The sequence below is a fragment of the Streptomyces sp. NPDC004732 genome, from assembly GCF_040609235.1.
GTDB lineage: Bacteria > Actinomycetota > Actinomycetes > Streptomycetales > Streptomycetaceae > Streptomyces.
This window is the reverse complement of the sequence record NZ_JBEXJR010000001.1, coordinates 639934-661334: the sequence shown is the minus strand read 5'-3', so window position 1 is coordinate 661334 and position 21401 is coordinate 639934. Positions and strand designations below refer to the sequence as shown.

The window sequence follows — 21401 nt, the reverse complement described above, 5'->3', positions numbered from 1 at the left end:
CCGTGCTCTTCCTCTTCACCGTTCTCGTGGTGTGCTGCGCCATCCTGCTGGTCGCCGGAGTCGTCGAACAGCGGCGGCACTTCGCCAACCTGGAGCACATCCCCAGCCGCGTGCTCGTCAACGGCATCCGCGGCAAGTCCTCCATCACCCGCCTGTGCGCGGGCGCGCTGCGCGGCGGCGGACTCAACACGGTCGCCAAGACCACCGGCACCGCCGCCCGCTTCATCCACCCCGACGCCACCGAGGAGCCCGTCTACCGAAAGTTCGGCATCGCCAACGTCGTCGAGCAGATCGGCATCGTGCGGCGTGCCGCCGCCTACGACCCGGACGCCCTGGTCATCGAGTGCATGGCCGTCATGCCCGCACTCCAGGAGATCAACCAGTCCAAGCTGATCCGCTCCACCATCGGCGTGCTCTGCAACGTCCGTGAGGACCACCTCGCCGAGATGGGCCCGACCCTCGACGACGTGGCGCGCTCGCTGTGCCGCTCCATGCCGGAGAACGGAATCTGCGTCACCGCCGAGAAGGATCGTTTCGACATCCTCCAGGAGGAGGCCGACGCCCGTAACTGCGAGCTGATCTACGCCGACCCCGAGACGGTGACCGACGACGAGCTGCGCGGCTTCAGCTGGTTCACCTTCAAGGAGAACGTGTCGATCGCGCTGAAGGTCGCCGAGCTCCTCGGCGTCGGCCGCGAGGTCGCCCTGCAGGGCATGTACGACGCCCCGCCGGACCCGGGTGTCCTCTCCGTCGAGCGGTACGCCACCGAGGACGGCAAGAAGCTCCGCTTCGCCAACGTCTTCGCGGCCAACGACCCCGAGTCGACGCTGATGAACATCAACCAGCTGCTCGACCTCGGCGCCATCAACCGCCCGCTCAACGTCGTCATCAACTGCCGCCCCGACCGCGTCGAGCGCAACGGCCAGATGGGCGAGATCATCCCCGATCTCCAGCCCGAGAAGGTCTTCGTCATCGGCCACCCCGCGAAGTCCGCCATCGACGCCATCCCCGCCGACTGGCGCTCCCGCGCCGTCGACCTCGGCGGCGACCGGCGCGACCCCGAGGAGTTCATGGGCCAGATGCTCGCGCAGCTCGGCCCCGACTCCTCGCTCGTCGCCATCGGCAACATCCACGGCCAGGGCGAGCTGCTCCTGGAGCGCCTCGCCGAACTGCCCGCCGACGAGAGCGAGGAGCCCGCACCGGCCGCCGCGCCCGCGGGCGACCCGGTCGAGACGATGCAGCTTTACGTGCCCCGCATCGACCCCTACCAGCACTACCCGCAGGCGTACGAGACGCGGTACACGGAGCCGCACCCCGTGCCCCAGGCCGCGTACGGCAGCCACGGGATGTACGAGGCGTACGCGCCGCAGCAGGCCCATGAGCCGTACGCGCCGCCGGAGCCGTACGTGCCCCAGGAACCGCAGCCCCAGCCCGAACCCCCGAGAACCCGCGGCCTGTTCGAGCCGCGGGTGCCGCCCGTACCGCACGCCGCAGACGACCCCCAGCAGTGGCACAGTCCAGGAGAGCCCCGTTGATTCCCTCCGTCCTCACCCCCGAGATCGCCGCGGTCGGCATCGCGCTCGGGCTGCTCTTCTCCCTGGTCTGCTATCTGACGACCAACCTCTCGCCCGGCGGCATGATCACGCCGGGCTGGCTCGCGCTCACCCTCGTCGAGGACCTGCAGCGCGCCGCGATGGTCGTGGGCGTCACCGTCCTCACCTACGTCTGCACGCTCCTCATGCAGCGGTTCATCATCCTCTACGGAAAGCGCCTGTTCGCTGCCGTCGTCCTCACCGGCGTGGTGCTCCAGGCCACCGTGATGATCGTGCTCTCGCTCGAGTTCCCGCTGATGTACAGCAACCAGACCCTCGGTTTCATCGTGCCGGGCCTGATCGCCTACCAGCTGGTGCGCCAGCCCAAGGGCCCCACCCTGCTCGCCACGGGCTCGGTGACGCTCATGGCCTACGTCGTCCTCACCGCCGGGATCCTCCTCGGCTTCATGCCGTCCGCCTGATTCCAGGAGCCATTCATGCCGCCCAAGAAGAAGCGTCCCGCCGTGCACGCGGCGACCGTGCTCGCCCTGCTCGCGGGCAGCGCCTATCTGACCGTGGAACTGCGCAAGGAGGAGGAGGCGAGGACGCCGAAGGTGCAGGCCGTCACCGACGCGCCGGGGCTGCACAACAGCACCGGGCAGGAGGGCGGGAAGCAGAAGTGGGAGCGCCTGAAGAACCCCGAGCGCTCCGTCCTGCGCACCGAGGGCGGCAAGGTCCTCGCCACCTTCACGGACGGCGCCCGCACCGCGACGCTGACCGGCCCCGGCCGCACCTTCACCGAGCCCACCCACACCAAGTCCCGGGTCGTGACCAACGACTGGGTGCGGCTGATGCCGGAGACCTGGCGGGCGGGCGCGGAGAAGGAGAAGTGGTTCAAGGACTGGTACAAGGAGTTCTCCGGCAGCGAGCAGGACGACATCTTCGCGATGGCGTTCCAGTACGTGGAGGGCGCACCGGCCAAGAAGGACGACGAGGGCATCGAGTACGCGGGCGACGCCAACTTCGGCCCGCTGAACCCGACCGGCAGCTCGGGCAACGACCTGCGCCTGGAGGAGTCCGACTTCTTCGACTACCTCGGCATCCCGTACACGTTCCGCGACGGCACCACCATCCAGCCGGAGGCGATACGGGCCCGCTCCATGGACTGCTCCGGATTCATCCGCACGGTCTTCGGCTACCGCGCCCGCTATCCGCTGATGTCCTCCGACAAGGCCGGTGACGGCCTGCCCCGCACCGCCAACGGCATGGCGCGCGGCAAGGTCGGTACGGACGTCATCAAGCTCAACGGCGTCACCGCGGCCGACCGCCCCAAGTCCATCGACGTGGTCCAGCCGGGCGACCTGGTCTTCTTCAAGCTCGACAACCGGACCAAGGACCGCCTCGACCACGTCGGCATCTTCCTCGGCCACGACGCCGACGGCCACAAGATCTTCATCTCCAGCCGCGAAGAGGTCAACGGCCCGACGATCGGCGACAAGGGCGGCACGTCGCGCCTCGACGGGAACGGCTACTACGCCTCCACGCTGCGCAGCGCGAAGCGGCTCTGAGGCACGTCCCCGACGGGGGTCAGGGGCGCACGGTCCGCGGACCGGCGCACTCGGCCCCCGTCTCGCCCACCCTGCGGCGCAGTTCACGGTCGGCCGTGACGACCAGACAGGGCCGCCCCGCCGCCTCCGCGGCCACTTCCACGATCCGGTCGTCGCCGCTGCCGGACGCGCTCTCCACGCGTACGCCGGGCACGGACTCCACACCGCGCGCGGCGCCCTCGACGACCAGGACGACCTCCAGCGGCCCCGGATGTCCCGGCAGGCCGTCCGTCGCGTACGGGACGAGAGAGTCCCGCAGCCGCTCGGCGGCCCCGCGGCGGTCCCGCCACCATCCGTCGGGCACGGACCCGACGACGTTCGCGGCATCCACGACGACGAGAGTTCTCATGCGGCAAACGTAAACTAATAGCCAGCACACCGAGAACGCCGAGAACGCTGAGAACGCCGTGCGTACGTGAACGTGGAAGGGTTGGCGCCGATTCATGCCGTCGAGGTCCACCAGCACCGGTGCCCCCGAGACCGCCCGCTGGCTGCTGCGCGGCCGTGACGGTCGGCTCACCGCCTACGCCCGCGCCGATGGCGGCCTCCTGCGCTGGACGGAGGCCGGGCCGGGCGGACCCGACTGGGAGGGCCCCGAGTTCTTCGAAGTGCCCGACCTGACCTACCTCACCCTCGCGCAGGGTGCCGACGGTTACGTGCACTTCCTGGGCCGCAGGGAGCGGCGGGACACCGCGGCCGAGCCGGGCAAGTCGGGCAGTCCGGTCGTCGACATCGTGCACTCGATCCAGTACCAGTCGGGCAGACCGCTCATGGACTGGCGCTCGCTCGGCAACCCGCACACCAAGCTCGTCGAGCGCGCCCCGCACCTGGGCGCGCCCGCCGCCGCGGTGGACGCCGCGGGCACCGTCCACGTCTTCGTGCGGGACGCGGTGGGCAGCGTACGGATGCGCCGCGAGGGCAAGGGCGGCAAATGGGAGGGGTGGAAGGACTTCAAGGTCCGCGACACCCTGGACGGCACGGTCGCGGTCGCCACGTCGACGGGCCGGGTCGAGGTCCTCGCCCCCGCGGGCAAGGCCACGCTGCGCTGGGCCCAGGAGAAGCAGGCCGGTGAACTGCAGCGCACGGACGACGTCCCGCTCGCCCCGGCCCCCGGCTCGGGCACGGCCCTGGAGACCGGCCCCGACCGCCTCACGTACTACGCGGCCGACGCGCTAGGCGACGGCGTCCTCGCCCACCGCCCGGCGAACGGCGGCCCGGCGCTGCCCCTCGGCGGCAGCCCCGGCACCGGACCCACGGCCGCCGTCCGCACGACCGTCGACGGCTATGACTGCACGGTCCTCGCGCACCGCACGAGCACGGGCCGCCCCGCACTCGCCGCGTTCCCCACGGAGGACGAGGGGGCGGGCCTGTGGTGGGCCGAGACCGGCGAACCGTGCCTGGGCTCACCGTCGTTGGCGCTCGACGCGCAGGGCCGCGTGGTCATGGCGGCGATCGGCCTGGACGGAACGTTGCGGCTCGCCCGCCAGAAGGCCGAGGCGGGGCTCGCGCTGGAGGCGTGGACGCGGGCCTGATCCGGCTCCGAGCGAAACGAAAGCGGGCCGTACGGGACATCTCCCGTACGGCCCGCCGACGTTGCTCCGCGCGTTACGCCGGGACGCTCGCCACGCCCTGCGCCAGGAACCGCTTCCCGTTCACCCGCTCGCTGATGCCCTCACGGTCCAGGTACGGCGTGATGCCGCCCAGGTGGAAGGGCCAGCCCGCGCCGGTGATCAGGCAGAGGTCGATGTCCTGGGCCTCGGCGACGACGCCCTCGTCGAGCATGAGCCCGATCTCCTGCGCCACGGCGTCCAGGACGCGGTCGCGGACCTGCTCCTCGGTCAGGACGGAGTCGCCCTGCTTCAGGAGCGCGGCGACCTCGGGGTCGAGCTCCGGCTTCCCGCTGTCGTACACGTAGAAGCCGCGCTTGCCCGCCTTAACGACGGCCGCGAGGTTCGGGGAGACCGTGAAGCGCTCGGGGAAGGCACGGTTCAGGGTCTCCGAGACGTGCAGACCGATGGCCGGGCCGACCAGCTCCAGGAGCACCAGCGGCGACATCGGCAGGCCGAGCGGCTCGACGCCCTTCTCGGCGACGGCGACCGGGGTGCCCTCGTCGATGACGTTCTGGATCTCGCCCATGAAGCGGGTGAGGATGCGGTTCACGACGAACGCCGGAGCGTCCTTGACCAGAACAGCGGTCTTCTTCAGCTTCTTGGCGACACCGAAGGCCGTGGCCAGCGACGCGTCGTCGGTCTGCTCGCCGCGCACGATCTCCAGGAGCGGCAGGATCGCGACCGGGTTGAAGAAGTGGAAGCCGACGACCCGCTCGGGGTGCTTCAGCTTCGACGCCATCTCGGAGACCGAGAGCGAGGAGGTGTTGGTGGCGAGGATGGCATGCGCCGGAGCGACGGCTTCCACCTCCGCGAACACCTGCTGCTTGACGCCGATCTCCTCGAAGACGGCCTCGATGATGAAGTCGGCGTCGGAGAAGCCCTCGGCCTTGTCCAGGACACCGGAGACCAGGCCCTTGAGGCGGTTCGCCTTGTCCTGGTTGACGCGGCCCTTGAGGAGGAGCTTGTCGATCTCCTCGTGGACGTAGCCGACGCCCTTGTCCACGCGCTCCTGGTCGATGTCGGTCAGGACGACCGGCACCTCGAGGCGGCGCAGGAAGAGCAGCGCGAGCTGCGAGGCCATCAGACCGGCGCCGACGACGCCGACCTTGGTGACCGGGCGCGCCAGGTTCTTGTCCGGGGCGCCCGCGGGGCGCTTGCCGCGCTTCTGCACGAGGTTGAACGAGTAGATGCCCGCGCGCAGTTCACCGCCCATGATGAGGTCGGCGAGCGCGACGTCCTCGGCGTCGAAGCCCTTCTGCAGGTCGCCGTCCTTGGCGGCCGCGATGATCTCCAGGGCGCGGTAGGCGGCCGGAGCGGCGCCGTGCACCTTGGAGTCGGCGATGGCACGGCCGCGCGCGACGGCGGCCTCCCAGCCCTCGCCGCGGTCGATCTCGGGGCGGACGACCTCGGTCTTGCCGTTGAGGACGGAGGCCGTCCAGATCAGCGACTGCTCAAGGAAGTCCGCGCCCTCGAAGAGCGCGTCGGCGATGCCGAGCTCGAAGACCTGCTTGCCCTTGAGCTGACGGTTCTGGTTCAGCGAGTTCTCGATGATGACCGAGACGGCCTTGTCGGCGCCGATCAGGTTCGGGAGCAGCGCGCAGCCGCCCCAGCCCGGGACCAGGCCGAGGAAGACCTCGGGGAGCGAGAACGCGGGCAGCGCCTTGGAGACGGTGCGGTAGGAGCAGTGCAGACCGACCTCGACGCCACCGCCCATCGCGGCACCGTTGTAGTACGCGAAGGTCGGCACGGCGAGCCCGGAGAGCCGCTTGAAGACTTCGTGGCCGCCCTTGCCGATGGCGAGCGCGTCCTCGTGGTGCTTCAGCAGCTCGACGCCCTTGAGGTCGGCGCCGACGGCGAAGATGAACGGCTTGCCGGTGATGCCGACACCGACGATTCCGCCCTCGGCCGCCTCCTTCTCGACCTGGGTGATCGCGGCGTCGAGGTTCGCCAGCGAGCCGGGGCCGAAGGTGGTCGGCTTGGTGTGGTCGAAGCCGTTGTCGAGGGTGATGAGCGCGAAGCGGCCCGCACCGTGCGGCAGGTCGAGGTGGCGTACGTGCGCCTGCGTGACGACCTCGTCCGGGAACAGCTCGGCGGCCCCCTTGAGGAGCTCAGCGGTGGTGGTGCTCACTTCTCGCCTCCGGCGTCCTTGTGGTTCGGGTTCTCCCAGATGACCGTCGCGCCCATGCCGAAGCCGACGCACATGGTCGTGAGGCCGTAGCGGACCTCGGGCTGCTCCTCGAACTGCCGCGCCAGCTGCGTCATCAGGCGTACGCCGGAGGAGGCGAGCGGGTGGCCGTACGCGATGGCGCCGCCGTACTGGTTGACGCGGGCGTCGTCGTCGGCGATGCCGTAGTGCTCCAGGAAGGCGAGCACCTGCACGGCGAAGGCCTCGTTGATCTCGAAGAGACCGATGTCGGAGATGGACAGGCCCGCCTGGGCGAGCGCCTTCTCCGTGGCCGGGATCGGGCCGTAGCCCATGACCTCGGGCTCGACACCCGCGAAGGAGTACGAGACCAGCCGCATCTTGACCGGCAGGCCGTTCTCCCGCGCGAACTCCTCGGAGGCGATGAGGGAGGCGGTGGCGCCGTCGTTGAGACCGGCGGCGTTGCCCGCGGTGACGCGTCCGTGCGTACGGAACGGCGTCTTCAGCCCGGCGAGGCTCTCCAGGGTGGTGCCCGGACGCATCGGCTCGTCGGCGGTGGCGAGGCCCCAGCCGGTCTCACCGGCCTCCTCGTTCGTCCGGCGTACGGAGATCGGCACCAGGTCGGCCTGGATCTTGCCGTCGGCGTACGCCTTGGCGGCCTTCTCCTGCGAGCGCACGGCGTATTCGTCGGCGCGCAGCTTGGTGATCGTGGGGTACCGGTCGTGCAGGTTCTCGGCGGTCATGCCCATGAACAGGGCGGACTCGTCGACGAGCTTCTCGCTCACGAACCGCGGGTTGGGGTCGACGCCCTCACCCATGGGGTGGCGGCCCATGTGCTCGACACCACCGGCGACGGCGATGTCGTACGCACCGAAGGCCACGCTGCCCGCGACGGACGTCACGGCGGTCAGGGCGCCGGCGCACATGCGGTCGATGGAGTAGCCGGGCACGGACTGCGGCAGCCCGGCGAGGATGCCGGCGGTGCGGCCGATCGTCAGACCCTGGTCGCCGATCTGCGTGGTCGCGGCGATGGCGACCTCGTCGATCTTGGCGGGGTCGAGGTCCGGGTTGCGGCGCAGCAGCTCCCGGATGGCCTTCACGACGAGGTCATCGGCACGGGTCTCGTGGTAGATGCCCTTCGGGCCCGCCTTGCCGAACGGGGTGCGGACGCCGTCCACGAAGACGACGTCCCTGACGGTACGAGGCACGATGGCTCTCCTCCAGGGTGCGGTGCGCCTGCGAGGCGCGCTTCCACAGCCCACCCTACTTGCCGGTAACTACGCGGCCAAGGCCCGCCGGGCCCCGCCTCACCGAGGCGAACGTCACACTCTCCACTCGGCCCCGTCCCCGGCCTCTTGCCCCGCACGCATCGGCCCCGCGGACCCTGGGGAGACAGCCCCCAACCCCACCTACCGGCCTGCCCCGCAGGCATAGGCCCCGCAGACATCGGCCCCGCGGACCCAGGTAGAACGCCACGGCCCCGGCACACGGCTACCCCCTACCCCGCCGCTGCGCGGCGGATCATCCCCACCCACCCACCCGTTTGCCCGGCACCGATCCGCGCGGTAGGGGCGGGCGGGACACCACCGCCCCCGGCGTGTGGCTTGCCCTTGTCCCGCCGCTCCGCGGCGGATCATCCCCACCCGCCCACCCGTTTGCCCGGCACGTACCAGCCCAGTAGGGGCAGCGGGATGCCTGTGGCCCCGGCGTGCGGCCGGCCCCCTGCCCCGCCGCTGTCCGGCGGCTCGCTCCCACCCACCCGTGCGCTCTCCGCGCATCGGCCCCGTAGGCGCGGGTAGGACGTCATCGCCCCGGCACATCTCGCCCCTGCCCGCCGCTCTGCGGTGGATTGCCCGCACGTATCCGCACCATGGGGACGGGTGACTGGGTGGGGTGTCCGGTTCGGTGCGGGGCGGGTTGGGTCACGGCGTCCCGCCTGCTCCTACGGCGCTGGGACGCGCGGGGTAAACGGGTGGGCGGGTGGGGGACGATCCGCCGCGGAGCGGCGGGCACAGAACGAAGCCGCGTACTGGCACCGAGACGTGCAACGACCCCACCCACTTCGCTCACCGTGCGGTGCGGGGTGAACGGGTGGGTGGGGATCATCCGCCGCGCAGCGGCGGGACAGGGGTGCGGTGTGTGGCCGCGCCGGGATGTGGCACCGTCCGCCCGTCACGTTCACCGTGCGGTGCGGGGCAAACGGGTGGGTGGGTGGGAGTGATCCGCCGCGGAGCGGCGGCGTAGGGCCAGGCTGGCTACCGGCCTCGGGACGTGGCACCGTCCGCCCGTCTCGTTCACCGTGCGGTGCGGTGCGGGGCGGTGCGGGGCCGCGGAGCGGCGGGGGAGTGGCGGCCTACCCGAGCCGACGGGGGCGGACGCGTGGGTGCGGTGGCGCCGGGGTGGGCAGGTGCGCATCCGCCTCGTTCGCCCGCGCCGGGGCGGAGTGAACGAGGCGGATGGGCGGGAGCAAGCGCAGCGGTGGGGCAGGGTGGCCGACCCGGGGGCGTCAGGCCAGGGCTGTTACCAGGACCGGTGTGACCTGTGTGATCTGCCAGGCCCGTGCCCCGTGCGCCGCCAGCGCCGCCGCCACCGACTCCTGGTCCACCTGAGCCGGAGGCTCCCAGCAGACGCGCCGGACCGTGTCCGGAGTGATCAGGTTCTCCTGCGGCATGTGCAGCCGCTCCGCCACCGCGGAGACCGCCGCCCGCGCCGCGGAGAGCCGCGCCGCGGCAGCGGGGTCCCGGTCCGCCCAGGACCGCGGCGGCGGCGGCCCGCTCACCGTCTGCCCGGGCTGGGGCAGCTCGGAGTCGGCCAACGCCTTCGCGCGGTCGACCGCGGCCTGCCACTGGTCCAGCTGGCGCCGCCCCATGCGGTGCCCGAAGCCCGTGAGCCCCGCGAGCGCGTGCACATTGGGCGGCAGCGCGAGCGCGGCCTCCACGATGGCCCCGTCGCTGAGCACCTTGCCGGGGGAGACGTCACGCCGCTGGGCGACCTTGTCGCGGGCGGTCCACAGTTCCCGTACGACCGCCATCTGACGGCGCCGCCGCACCTTGTGCATGCCGGACGTCCGGCGCCAGGGGTCCTTGCGGGGCGGCGCGGGCGGCGCGGACGCGATGGCGTCGAACTCCTCGCGGGCCCACTCCAGCTTGCCCTGCCGGTCGAGCTCCTTCTCCAGGGCGTCACGCAGGTCGACGAGGAGCTCGACGTCGAGCGCGGCATACCGCAGCCAGGGCTCGGGGAGCGGCCGCGTCGACCAGTCGACGGCGGAGTGACCCTTCTCCAGCACGTACCCGAGGACGCTCTCGACCATCGCGCCGAGGCCCACGCGCGGGAACCCGGCGAGGCGCCCCGCGAGCTCCGTGTCGAAGATCCGCGACGGCACCATGCCTATCTCCCGCAGGCACGGCAGATCCTGGGTGGCGGCGTGCAGGACCCACTCGGTGTCGCCGAGGGCCTCGCCGAGCGCGGAGAGGTCCGGGCAGGCGACGGGGTCGACGAGCGCGGTGCCCGCGCCCTCGCGGCGGAGCTGGACGAGGTAGGCCCGCTGTCCGTACCGGTAGCCGGACGCGCGCTCGGCGTCGACGGCGACGGGTCCCGTGCCCGCGGCGAAGGCGGCGACGGTCGCGGCGAGGGACTCCTCGTCGGCGATCACCGCCGGAATGCCGTCGCGGGGCTCCAGCAGCGGGGTCGGCGCCGTTTCGACGTCGTCCGGAGGAGCGCCTCCGGTGGTTCGCAGTGAGCTGTCTGCTGCGGTCTCTTGGGCGTCGGTCACCTGTCAAGGGTATCTGTGTATGGACAGCGCCCGTCGACGGAACGTTCCGTCGACGGGCGCGCGAGGGGTGTAAATCAGTCAGTGGATGATGCCGGTGCGCAGGGCGACCGCCACCATCCCGGCCCGGTCACCCGTGCCGAGCTTGCGCGCGATCCGGGCGAGGTGGCTCTTCACGGTCAGGGCGGACAGGCCCATCGAAACGCCGATGGCCTTGTTGGACTGGCCCTCCGCGACCAGGCGCAGCACTTCGACCTCACGGCCCGACAGCTCGCGGTAGCCGCCGGGGTGGCTCGGGGTGCCCGGAGGGCGGCGGTGCATGCGGGCGGCGGCCGAGCCGATGGGAGCCGCGCCGGGACGGGTGGGGAGTCCGACGTTCGTGCGAGTGCCGGTGACGACGTAGCCCTTGACGCCGCCCGCGAGGGCGTTGCGCACGGCACCGATGTCGTCGGCGGCGGAGAGGGCGAGGCCGTTGGGCCAGCCCGCGGCACGGGTTTCGGAGAGGAGCGTCAGGCCGGAGCCGTCGGGGAGGTGGACATCCGCGACGCAGATGTCCCGGGGGTTGCCGATGCGGGGACGAGCCTCCGCGATCGACGAGGCCTCGATGACGTCGCGTACACCGAGCGCCCACAGGTGGCGGGTGACGGTGGAACGGACGCGGGGGTCGGCCACGACGACCATGGCGGTCGGCTTGTTCGGGCGGTAGGCGACCAGGCTTGCGGGCTGCTCGAGGAGAACGGACACCAGGCCTCCTGGGGTGGGGGACGGGACCGGCTCGGGGATGAAGCCGGGACGAACCGTGCTTTCAAGGTCACAAACCTCTTCGGCACGGATCCCTGCCTCCTTTAGGAAATGATCACGATTTGGTGAGCAATAATTAGGGCAATTCAGACATGCGCTCGATCATCCGAAGATCAAACCGAACACGCCCACTTCCGAGTGACCCCCCAAAAGACGAACCCCGCGGCACGGGCCGCGGGGAATGGGTGTTCGGTTGTCCGTCGGTTCAGGTCCGTTGTCTCAAGTGCGTCGGGTCAAGTGCGTCGGGTCAAGGGGACAGTGGCCCCCGCCGTTGCGGCAGCGAGACCACGGACCCGTCGCCGGGCCCGGCGGGCGGCAGCCCTGCGATCTGGCAGAGCAGATCGCACCACGCCGCCAGATGCGCGCCCGTGTCCGGCACTCCGCCGCTGCCCTCCCGAGGGGTCCACGAGGCCCGGATCTCGATCTGCGACGCGGGCGGCCGCTCCGCGAGTCCCCCGAAGTAGTGCGATCCGGCGCGCGTCACCGTCCCGCTCGCCTCGCCCGCCGAGAGCCCCCGCGCGTGCAGCGCCCCGGTCAGCCACGACCAGCAGACCTCCGGCAGCAGCGGATCCGCCGCCATCTCCGGTTCGAGCTCCGCCCGTACGAGCGTGACCAGCCGGAAAGTGCCCTGCCACGCGTCGTGCCCGGCCGGATCGTGCAGCAGCACGAGCCGTCCGTCGGCGAGGTCCTCCTCGCCGTCCACGACCGCCGCCTCCAACGCGTACGCGTGCGGCGCAAGCCGCTGCGGCGGTCGCGTCGGATCGATCTCGATCTCCGGCCGCAGCCGTGCCCCCCGCAGCGCATCGACCGCCGCGCGGAAGGGCAACGGAGCCGAATCCGCCACCTTCCCCTCCGAACTCTCCATCTCGCCAGCGCCGTCCGACCGTTGTACCTGAGCCGCAGCCATGCGGGGAAGGTTAAGGGGAACGGCGCCTTCGCGCAGGGAGAGACACCCGTCAGGGGGTTCCGGGTCGACGTGCGAGACTTTCCGCGTGAGTGCCAATGACAGCCGTGGCCCCCTGGGCCGGCAGAACACAGCGACGTACGACTCCCCCTTCATGAAGGCGTGCAGGCGCGAGGCCGTGCCGCACACACCGGTCTGGTTCATGCGGCAGGCGGGGCGCTCACTTCCCGAGTACCGCAAGGTCCGCGAGGGCACGGCGATGCTGGAGTCCTGCATGCGCCCCGATCTCGTCACCGAGATCACGCTGCAGCCCGTGCGCCGCCACAACGTGGACGCCGCGATCTACTTCAGCGACATCGTCGTCCCGCTCAAGGCGATCGGCATCGACCTCGACATCAAGCCGGGCGTCGGCCCCGTCGTCGAGAAGCCGATCCGCTCGCGCGCCGACCTCGCGCAGCTGCGGGACCTCACGCCCGAGGACGTGCACTACGTCACCGAGGCGATGGGGATGCTGACGGCCGAGCTCGGCTCGACGCCCCTCATCGGCTTCGCCGGTGCGCCCTTCACCCTGGCGAGCTACCTCGTGGAGGGCGGCCCGAGCCGCAACCACGAGCACACCAAGGCGCTGATGTACGGCGACCCGCAGCTCTGGGCCGACCTGCTCGACCGCCTCGCGGAGATCACCGCCGCCTTCCTGAAGGTGCAGATCGAGGCGGGCGCGAGCGCCGTGCAGCTCTTCGACTCGTGGGTGGGCGCGCTGGCCCCCGCCGACTACCGCCGCTCGGTGATGCCCGCCTCCGCGAAGGCCTTCGACGCCGTCGCCTCGTACGGCGTGCCCCGCATCCACTTCGGCGTCGGCACGGGCGAGCTGCTCAATCTCATGGGCGAGGCGGGCGCCGACGTCGTGGGCGCCGACTGGCGGGTGCCGGTGGACGAGGCCGCGCGCCGCGTCGGGCCCGGCAAGGCGATCCAGGGCAACCTCGACCCGGCCGTCCTCTTCTCCACGACCGAGGCAGTCGAGCAGAAGACGGACGAGATCCTCGCCGCCGCGAGTGGCCTGGAGGGCCACATCTTCAACCTCGGGCACGGCGTCCTGCCCACCACGGACCCCGAGGCGCTGACCCGCCTCGTGGAGTACGTGCACACGCGTACGGCTGTCTGAACGGCCACCGATTGAACAGTGGACGTCTGAACGGCGAACGTCTGAAAGATGTCTGAAAAGGGTCCCTGTCCGATCGGGCAGGGACCCTTTTTCGGTCACCCGGACCGTGCTCTTCGCGTCAGGACCGGTCCGACCGCACCGCCGCCACCGCCTTGCGGGCCGCCACCAGGACCGGGTCCCACACCGGGGAGAACGGCGGCGCGTAGCCCAGATCGAGCGCCGTCATCTGCTCCACCGTCATCTGCGCCGTGAGCGCGACAGCCGCCACGTCGACGCGCTTGCCCGCGCCCTCGCGCCCGACGATCTGCACGCCGAGGAGCCGCCCGGTGCGCCGCTCGGCGATCATCTTCACCTTCATCGGCGCGGCCCCCGGGTAGTAACCGGCCCGGCTCGTCGACTCGATGGTCACCGTCACGAAGCGGAATCCGGCGGCGAGCGCGTCCTTCTCGCGCAGGCCGGTGCGGGCGATCTCCAGGTCGCAGACCTTGCTGACGGCCGTGCCGACGACACCGGGGAACGTCGCGTAGCCCCCGCCCGCGTTGGAGCCGATGACCTGCCCGTGCTTGTTGGCGTGCGTGCCGAGCGCGATGTGGCGCTCGCGCCCCGACACGAGGTCGTGGACCTCCACGCAGTCCCCGCCCGACCAGATGACCCCGCCCGCTTCGGTCCCGCGCACCCGCATCGCCAGGTCGGTGAGGAGTCCGCCGTGTTCGCCGAGCGGCAGGCCCGCCTCCCGGGCGAGCGCCGTCTCGGGACGTACGCCGATCCCGAGCACCACCACGTCCGCCGGGTACTCGTCGTCCTCCGTGGCCACCGCCCTGGCCCGGCCGTCGGCGGTCGTGAGGATCTTGGTGACCTCGGCGTCGTTCACCATCGTGATGCCCATGCCCGTCATCGCGTCGTGCACCAGGCGGCCCATGTCCGGGTCGAGCGTCGACATGGGCTCCTTGCCGCGGTTGACGACCGTCACCTCGTAGCCGCGGTTGACGAGCGCCTCTGCCATCTCGACGCCGATGTAGCCCGCGCCGATGACCACCGCGCGGCGCCCGGCCGTCCGGGCCAGCGTGTCGAGCAGGGCCTGGCCGTCGCCGAGGGTCTGCACGCCGTGCACACCGGGGGCGTCGATGCCGGGCAGCGCCGGGCGCAGCGGGCGCGCGCCGGTGGCGATGACGAGCTTGTCGTACGACGTCCAGTACTCCTCGCCCGCCTCCAGGTCCCGGGCCAGGACCCGGCGGCCCGGGACGTCGAGCCGCACCACCTCCGTGCGCATCCGCAGATCGATCGCCCGCTCCCGGTGCTCCTCGGGCGTCCGCGCGATCAGATCGTCCCGCTCCCCGACGTCGCCGCCCACCCAGTAGGGGATGCCGCAGGCGGAGTACGAGGTGAAGTGGCCGCGCTCGAACGCGACGATCTCCAGCTCGTCGGGGCCCTTGAGCCTGCGCGCCTGCGACGCGGCGGACATGCCCGCCGCGTCGCCCCCGACGATGACCAGGCGCTCTCGTGTGCTGCTCGTGCTGCTCGTGCTGCTCATGCTCATGCGGACACGCTACGGCGAGACGTACGGACGGATTCAGTCGTCGTCCTCCTCGCGGGCGGGGAGCGGGGCAGCGGGGGCAGCGGGGGACGAAGGGGTCGGGGACGGGGCCGGGCGGCGCGACAGCCTCGGGCGGACGACGCGCAGCCACAGCGCGAACAGCAGCGCGGCCACCGCGGCGAACGGCAGCACCGCGGCGAGGACCACCGCGACCCAGCGCAGCGCCGTGACGAACGCGTCCCAGCCGCCCGCGAGCGCGTCGCCGAACGACGGGTCGTCGTCCTCCGCGGCCGCCTTCGTCCCGCTCTCCGTGAGCGAGAGCGTGATCGTCGCCATGCTCGTCCGGTCCTTCAGCGACGCCTGCTGCGCGAGCAGCGCCTCCAGGTCCGCCTGACGCGTGCTCAACTCGCCTTCCAGGGCGACCACATCACTCAGTTTCGTCGCCCTGTCCATCAGTTCCCGGACCCGGGCCACGCTCGCCCGCTGCGACGTGACGCGGCTCTCCACGTCGACCACCTGGTCGGTGACGTCCTGCGCCTTCGCGTCCCGGCTGATGAGCTTCCCCGTGCCTTCGAGAGCGGTGAGCACGTCCTCGTACTTGTCCTGCGGCACCCGCAGGACGACGTGGGAGCGCTCGCGCCCCTTGCTGTCGCGCGAGGTGTTCTCGTTCCCCACCAGGCCACCGGCGTCCTCGGCCGCCTCGCGGGCCTCGGCAAGCGCCGAGGGCACGTCCTTGACGCGGACGGTGAGCTTCGCGGTGCGGATGATGTGGGTGCCGGTCAGGTCGGGCGTCTTGCGCTTCCCCGAGCTGCTTTCGGTGTCCCCGGGCGCGTCGGGCCTGCTGCCTTCCGCACCCTTCCCGTCCCCTTCCGCCTGGATCCCTGCGGCCTTGCCGCCCCCGTCGGAGTCGCTGCCGGTGTCCCCGGCGCCCGTGCATCCGGTGAGCGCGAGCGCGACCGCCAGCAGAAGGCCCGCGAGGACCTGGAACGTGCGGTGGGTGGACTTGCTGGACGCGCGCATCGGCGTACCCCCCGGGGACGTGGGAACTGATGCTCCTTCGACGGCGGAGAGGGGCCGAACGATGGTTGCCGACCGGTCCCGATGCGGTCACGGTCGGGACTCGCCGGTCTGAGAGAGTGGAGGCATGCGCGAAACGGACACGGGTACGGGGAACGGCCACCGCACGGGGAACGGCCACGCCGTCGTCATCGGGGGCGGGATCGCCGGACTTGCCGCCGCGCACCGCCTGCTCTCGGCCGACCCCGGTCGCTGGGTCACCGTCCTGGAGGCCTCCGGCCGCATCGGCGGCAAACTGCACGCCGCCGAGATCGCCGGGGTCCGCGTCGACCTCGGCGCCGAGTCGATGCTCGCCCGCCGCCCCGAGGCCGTCGCCCTCGCCCGCGAGGTGGGCCTCGCCGACCGGCTGCAGCCGCCCGCCACCGCGACCGCCGCGATCTGGACCCGCGGCGCCCTGCGCCCCATGCCCAAGGGCCACGTCATGGGCGTGCCCGGCGACGCGTCCGCGCTGGCGGGAGTCCTCTCCGAAGAGGGCCTGCGCCGCATCGGACGGGACGGCGAACTGCCGCCCACCGAGGTCGGCGACGACGTCGCGGTCGGCAGCTACGTCGCCGCGCGCCTGGGCCGGGAAGTCGTCGACCGCCTCGTGGAGCCCCTGCTCGGCGGGGTGTACGCAGGCGACGCGTACCGCATCTCGATGCGCTCGGCCGTCCCCCAGCTCTTCGAGGCGGCCCGCACCCACACCTCCCTCACGGCGGGCGTCCGCGAGATCCAGGCGCGCGCCGCGAAGAACCAGCAGACCGGGCCCGTCTTCATGGGCATCGACGGGGGCATCGGCCAACTGCCGCTCGCCGTCGCCGCATCGGTGCGCGCACGGGGCGCCGAGATCCGCACCGACACCCCCGTCACCGGACTGCGCCGCACGCCCCACGGCTGGCACGTCGTGACCCCGGACGGGACCCACGAAGCCGATGCCGTCGTCCTCGCGCTCCCCGCGCCCGCCGCCGCCGGTCTCCTGGCCGCCGAGTCGCCCGCGGCCGCCGCCGAACTGCGCACCGTCGAGTACGCCTCCATGGCCCTGATGACCCTCGTGTACCGCCGCGGCGAAACCGACCTCCCCGAAGGCAGCGGTTTCCTCGTCCCGCCCGTCGACGGGCACACGATCAAGGCGTCCACCTTCGCCAGCCGCAAATGGGGCTGGATCGACCGGCAGGACCCGGACCTGCTGGTCCTGCGCACCTCCGTCGGAAGGTACGGCGAGGCGAAGATCCTGGAGCGGGACGACACCGAGCTCGTCGACCTCTCCCGGCACGACCTGCGCGAGGCCACCGGCCTGACCGCCGAGCCCGTCGCCACCCGCGTCACCCGCTGGGACGACGGCCTCCCGCAGTACCCGGTGGGCCACCACGCGCGCGTGGCCCGCGTCCGCGCCCATGTCGCCGCCCTGCCCGGCCTCGCGGTCTGCGGGGCCGCGTACGACGGCGTGGGCATCCCCGCCTGCATCGCGAGCGCCAACGCCGCCGTCGACGGGCTGGCCGGTGACCCGGTCGGTGTGCAGGAGCTCACCCGCAACCCGGTGCAGAGTCTGCACGGCGGCGGAGGAGAATAGCCGCATGAGTGACGACGCCCCCGCCAAGACGCCCAACGCGGGCAAGAAGGCCAAGGACCTCAACGAGGTCATCCGCTACACGCTGTGGTCCGTCTTCAAGCTGCGTGACGTGCTGCCCGAGAACCGCGCGGGCTACGCCGAAGAGGTCCAGGACCTGTTCGACCAGCTCGCGGCCAAGGACATCACCGTCCGCGGCACCTACGACGTCTCCGGCCTGCGCGCCGACGCCGACGTCATGATCTGGTGGCACGCCGAGACCGCCGACGAGCTGCAGGAGGCCTACAACCTCTTCCGCCGCACCAAGCTCGGCCGCTCCCTGGAGCCGGTCTGGTCGAACATGGCGCTGCACCGTCCCGCCGAGTTCAACAAGTCGCACATCCCGGCCTTCCTGGCCGACGAGACGCCGCGCAACTACATCAGCGTCTACCCCTTCGTGCGCTCCTACGACTGGTACCTGCTGCCCGACGAGGACCGTCGCCGCATGCTCAAGGACCACGGCATGATGGCCCGCGGCTACCCCGACGTGCGCGCCAACACGGTCGCCTCGTTCTCCCTCGGTGACTACGAGTGGCTGCTCGCCTTCGAGGCCGACGAGCTGTACCGCATCGTCGACCTCATGCGTCACCTGCGCGCCTCCGAGGCCCGCATGCACGTACGCGAAGAGGTCCCGTTCTACACCGGCCGCCGCAAGTCGGTGGCCGAGCTGGTGGCGGGTCTCGCCTAGTTAATTTGGTTGCCGCGCTCGTCCGGTGCGGGTTTCATCGAGAGGTCGAAGCCAAGGACAGAGAGATGGTGAATGTATGCCCAGGGCCCTGCGGAACAGCTCGGAGTCATCCCCTTCCGCAACGCTCAGGAGTCATCCTCACCATGTCCCGCAACACCTCTCGGCGGGCCCGCACTGAAGCGCGCGCCCAGTCCTTCCGCTGCCTGCAGTGCGGTCTCGACGTCTCGATGACCGCCCCAGGCACCGACCACCGCAACCACTGTCCGAACTGCCTGTGGAGCCGTCACCTAGACGACACCCCGGGCGACCGGGACGCGGACTGCGGCGCCAGGATGGAACCCCTCGCCATCTCCGTACGAGGAGACGGCGAGTGGATCCTGGTCCACCGCTGCACCCACTGCGGCGTCCTGCACGCCAACCGCACGGCGGGCGACGACAACGTCCTGCCGCTGACCCGGCTCGCGGTGCGCCCGCTGGCCCAGCCGCCGTTCCCACTGGAGCGGCTCGGCGCGCTGTGACGTGAGGGGCGCCCCAGGGACCTAGCGTTCCCTGGGGAGAGCCGCCGCCCGCACCTCGGACGACGGCCGGGGCTCCTTGCGCGGTGCGCACGCGGCGCGCCGCACGGGGAGCCTGCCCTCCAGGAGGTAGGCGTCCAGGTGCCCGTTCACGCACTTGTTGGGGCCGCCGCCGATGCCGTGCGTGCCCGCGGCCCGCTCGGTGACCAGGACCGAACCCGACAGCCTGCGGTTCAGCTCCTGCGCGCCCCGGTACGGCGTCGCCGCGTCGCGCTCGGCGGCCAGGATCAGCGTCGGGGGCAGCGCGCCGTCGGCCGTGCCCACGTCGACGGGCCGCTGCCGGGGCGCCTTCCAGTAGGCGCACGGCAGGTTCATCCAGGCGTTGTCCCAGGTCTCGAAGGGCGCCAGGCGCGCGAGCTCCGAGTTGTCGCGGTCCCAGGTCCCGAAGTCCGTGGGCCAGGCCGCGTCGTTGCACTCGACGGCCGTGTACACGGCGTTGCCGTTCTCGTTCTCCGCGGCCGCCCGCGGCTCGGGCGAGGCCTGCTCGATCAGCGGCTTCGGGTCGCCCTTCAGATACGCGGACAGGGCCGACGCGCGCGACGGCCAGTAGTCGTCGTAGTACCCGGCCTGGAGGAAGGAGGACTGCAGCTGGCCCGGTCCGACCTTGCCGCCCGCCGGTTCGTGGGCCAGCTCGGCGCGCACCTTCTCGTAGCTGCGCAGGACGTCGTCGGGCGTCTTGCCCAGGTGGTACGCCTTGTCGTGCTTGGCCACCCAGGTGCGGAAGTCCGTCCACCGCCGCTCGAACGCCAGCGACTGGTCGAGGTTGTTGCGGTACCAGATCTGCTCGGGGTCGGGGTCGACCGCCGAGTCGAAGACCATGCGGCGCACGTGCGACGGGAACAGCGTCGCGTAGACGGCCCCGTAGTACGTGCCGTACGAGGCCCCCATGAACGTCAGCTTCCGCTCGCCGAGCGCCGCCCGCAGCACGTCCAGGTCACGCGCGTTGTTCAGCGTCGTGTAGTGGCGCAGGCCGGGGTTGCGCTGCGCGCACCCTCGCGCGTACGCCTTGGCCTGCGCGATGCGCTCCTGCTTGTACGAGTCGTCCGGGTGCGTGGGGGACTGCGAGGGCGCCTTGGAGAAGTGCTTCGGGTTCTGGCAGGACAGCGGCGCCGAGCGGCCGACCCCGCGCGGGGCGTAGCCGACCAGGTCGTACGCCGCCGCGATGCGCTTCCACTCGGGCATGACGCCGACCATCGGGAAGTAGGTGCCGGACGCGCCGGGACCGCCGGGGTTGTAGACCAGGGCGCCCTGGCGTGCGACCGCCTTGCCCGCGGTCTTCTTGGTGGCCTTCGTGCGGCTGACGGTCAGTTCGATCCGCTTGCCGTCGGGGCGGGCGTAGTCGAGCGGCACGGAGACGGCGCCGCACCGGACGGACGGGGGGAGGCCCTCGGCCTTGGCGCAGGTGCCCCAGTGGATCCCGGCGGCCTCGGCGCGCTGGGCGGCGACGGCGACGCCGTGGGTCTCGGGGGAGGGCGGGGCGCCGCTCGCGCTTCCCGCGGGGGCGGCGACGAGGGCGGTCAGGACCAGGGACCCGGCGGTTCCGTAGCGGACGGCGGCTGCTCTCATCGCGCTTGTCTATCTTGTGGTATTTGGCTATGTAAAGCACCGATGTGGGGGTGTCGGCCCAATGACTCCGTTGGGCCGCTCAGGGGCGCGGCCGGTGGGCGAAGGCGGCCCGCAGCCCCGGGTCTCCCGTGGCGCGCACCCCGCGCACGGCGACGGCCGTGAGCTCCTCGTCGCGCGCCGGGAGCGCCCCGAGGAGCCGCTGGCCCGCGGGGGAGGCCCAGCGCGTGTACGGATGCACCTCGACGCGCGCGATGAGCAGACAGGCCACGCACAGCAGCAGCGGCAGCGAGAACCAGACCGCGACCGGCACCTGACCGGCGGCCCCGTGCTCCTGAGCGGGCATCAGCACCGCCACGGTGCCCAGCGCGAGGACCGCCGCCGTCGCGGCCCGCACCTGGCGCACGGCGGCCGTGACACCCGCGCCGAGGCCGTCGGGGACGGCGAGGCCCGCCGCGACGAGCCGGTCGGCGAGCGCCCGCACCGGGTCGGCGGCCGCGGCCCCCAGCCGTATCGGCGCTATCCGCGACTGCCCGGCCGGGCCGATCGCGCCGAGCACCGAGCGCTCCATGTCGTCGCGGCCCACCGGGTCGACGACGGTCGCCCAGCCGGTGTGCGCGATCAGCAGCCGACGCGCCCTGGCCATCGCGACGAGCGTCACGTCGGCGACGCGCGAGGGGCCTCCGGAGAGGAACGCCGTCTCGTAGAGGGTGAGTTCGTGGCCGCGGCCCGCGGACCGCTCCTGTGCGGCGGCGCGGCTGGCGGCGAGGCACAGACGGCCACAGGACAGACCGGCCGCGGCGCAGGCGAGGAGGAGCAGAGGGACCCAGAACATGGCGATTTTCTATGCG

General features: G+C 72.0%; 18 protein-coding genes. 8 read left to right on the top strand and 10 right to left on the bottom strand.

The genetic code is table 11. The annotated features are described in order from the left end of the window. Positions 1 to 2: 2 nt before the first annotated feature. The 3 genes from pgsB to ABZV77_RS02750 are packed head-to-tail and all read left to right on the top strand — an operon-like array spanning position 3 to position 3100. Positions 3 to 1535, top strand: coding sequence for a poly-gamma-glutamate synthase PgsB (gene pgsB / locus ABZV77_RS02760; protein ID WP_356249527.1), 1533 nt, complete (start codon positions 3 to 5; stop codon positions 1533 to 1535). Continuing rightward, positions 1532 to 2014 carry a poly-gamma-glutamate biosynthesis protein PgsC/CapC gene (locus tag ABZV77_RS02755; protein ID WP_356249525.1) on the top strand — a complete coding sequence of 161 codons (483 nt, stop codon included), beginning with the start codon at positions 1532 to 1534 and terminating at the stop codon, positions 2012 to 2014. The genes pgsB and ABZV77_RS02755 overlap by 4 nt, the downstream gene beginning before the upstream one ends. Positions 2015 to 2029: 15 nt before the next feature. After that, positions 2030 to 3100 (top strand): NlpC/P60 family protein, encoded by a 1071-nt coding sequence (locus ABZV77_RS02750; RefSeq protein ID WP_356249523.1) that lies wholly within the window; start codon positions 2030 to 2032, stop codon positions 3098 to 3100. Between the two features lie 19 nt (positions 3101 to 3119). Here the strand turns inward: ABZV77_RS02750 and ABZV77_RS02745 are convergent, their stop codons facing one another. Beyond that, entirely contained in the window at positions 3120 to 3488 is a 369-nt protein-coding gene (locus ABZV77_RS02745; protein WP_306338569.1) for an NTP pyrophosphohydrolase, read from the bottom strand. Positions 3489 to 3582: 94 nt separating this feature from the next. Here ABZV77_RS02745 and ABZV77_RS02740 point away from each other — a divergent pair, with 94 nt between their 5' ends. Beyond that, positions 3583 to 4671, top strand: coding sequence for a hypothetical protein (locus ABZV77_RS02740; protein WP_356249521.1), 1089 nt, complete (start codon positions 3583 to 3585; stop codon positions 4669 to 4671). Positions 4672 to 4744: 73 nt separating this feature from the next. Here ABZV77_RS02740 and ABZV77_RS02735 read toward each other — a convergent pair whose 3' ends face one another. The 5 genes from ABZV77_RS02735 to ABZV77_RS02715 all read right to left on the bottom strand — a co-directional run bounded on the left by ABZV77_RS02735 (position 4745) and on the right by ABZV77_RS02715 (position 12369). Continuing rightward, positions 4745 to 6877, bottom strand: a complete 2133-nt coding sequence (locus ABZV77_RS02735) for a 3-hydroxyacyl-CoA dehydrogenase NAD-binding domain-containing protein (RefSeq protein WP_356249519.1) — start codon at positions 6875 to 6877, stop codon at positions 4745 to 4747. Continuing rightward, positions 6874 to 8100: an acetyl-CoA C-acyltransferase gene (locus ABZV77_RS02730; RefSeq protein ID WP_356249517.1), complete on the bottom strand. Its 1227-nt coding sequence runs from the start codon at positions 8098 to 8100 to the stop codon at positions 6874 to 6876. Before ABZV77_RS02730 ends, ABZV77_RS02735 begins: the two co-directional genes overlap by 4 nt. Positions 8101 to 9398: 1298 nt before the next feature. Next, positions 9399 to 10664 (bottom strand): HRDC domain-containing protein, encoded by a 1266-nt coding sequence (locus tag ABZV77_RS02725; protein ID WP_356249515.1) that lies wholly within the window; start codon positions 10662 to 10664, stop codon positions 9399 to 9401. A 78-nt stretch (positions 10665 to 10742) separates the two neighbouring features. Next, the gene (locus tag ABZV77_RS02720) at positions 10743 to 11405 is read right to left on the bottom strand and encodes a response regulator transcription factor (RefSeq protein ID WP_016643199.1); all 663 of its coding nucleotides are present in this window, start codon (positions 11403 to 11405) and stop codon (positions 10743 to 10745) included. Between the two features lie 304 nt (positions 11406 to 11709). After that, positions 11710 to 12369, bottom strand: coding sequence for a DUF3000 domain-containing protein (locus ABZV77_RS02715; protein ID WP_356249513.1), 660 nt, complete (start codon positions 12367 to 12369; stop codon positions 11710 to 11712). An 85-nt stretch (positions 12370 to 12454) separates the two neighbouring features. Between ABZV77_RS02715 and hemE the strand changes: the two genes are divergently transcribed. Continuing rightward, complete coding sequence (gene hemE / locus ABZV77_RS02710; protein ID WP_356249511.1) at positions 12455 to 13528, top strand: uroporphyrinogen decarboxylase; 1074 nt, start codon at positions 12455 to 12457, stop codon at positions 13526 to 13528. A gap of 118 nt (positions 13529 to 13646) precedes the next feature. Here hemE and ABZV77_RS02705 read toward each other — a convergent pair whose 3' ends face one another. Beyond that, the gene (locus ABZV77_RS02705; RefSeq protein WP_356249509.1) at positions 13647 to 15065 is read right to left on the bottom strand and encodes an FAD-dependent oxidoreductase; all 1419 of its coding nucleotides are present in this window, start codon (positions 15063 to 15065) and stop codon (positions 13647 to 13649) included. Positions 15066 to 15098: 33 nt separating this feature from the next. Then, positions 15099 to 16082, bottom strand: a complete 984-nt coding sequence (locus tag ABZV77_RS02700) for a DUF4349 domain-containing protein (RefSeq protein ID WP_356249508.1) — start codon at positions 16080 to 16082, stop codon at positions 15099 to 15101. 124 nt (positions 16083 to 16206) lie between these two features. On the opposite strand from ABZV77_RS02700, the gene hemG reads away from it, so the two are divergent. The 3 genes from hemG to ABZV77_RS02685 all read left to right on the top strand — a co-directional run bounded on the left by hemG (position 16207) and on the right by ABZV77_RS02685 (position 18930). Next, a complete protein-coding gene (gene hemG / locus ABZV77_RS02695) occupies positions 16207 to 17688 on the top strand; it encodes a protoporphyrinogen oxidase (protein ID WP_356249506.1) in 1482 nt (493 codons plus the stop codon). A gap of 4 nt (positions 17689 to 17692) precedes the next feature. After that, positions 17693 to 18412 carry a hydrogen peroxide-dependent heme synthase gene (gene hemQ, locus ABZV77_RS02690; RefSeq protein ID WP_356249504.1) on the top strand — a complete coding sequence of 240 codons (720 nt, stop codon included), beginning with the start codon at positions 17693 to 17695 and terminating at the stop codon, positions 18410 to 18412. Positions 18413 to 18555: 143 nt separating this feature from the next. Beyond that, on the top strand, positions 18556 to 18930 hold the full coding sequence (locus tag ABZV77_RS02685) for an RNHCP domain-containing protein (protein WP_356249502.1): 375 nt from the start codon (positions 18556 to 18558) through the stop codon (positions 18928 to 18930). A 21-nt stretch (positions 18931 to 18951) separates the two neighbouring features. Here the strand turns inward: ABZV77_RS02685 and ABZV77_RS02680 are convergent, their stop codons facing one another. Further along, a complete protein-coding gene (locus tag ABZV77_RS02680; RefSeq protein WP_356249500.1) occupies positions 18952 to 20553 on the bottom strand; it encodes an alpha/beta hydrolase in 1602 nt (533 codons plus the stop codon). 79 nt (positions 20554 to 20632) lie between these two features. Further along, positions 20633 to 21385: a TIGR04222 domain-containing membrane protein gene (locus ABZV77_RS02675; protein WP_356249498.1), complete on the bottom strand. Its 753-nt coding sequence runs from the start codon at positions 21383 to 21385 to the stop codon at positions 20633 to 20635. Positions 21386 to 21401 lie beyond the last annotated feature (16 nt).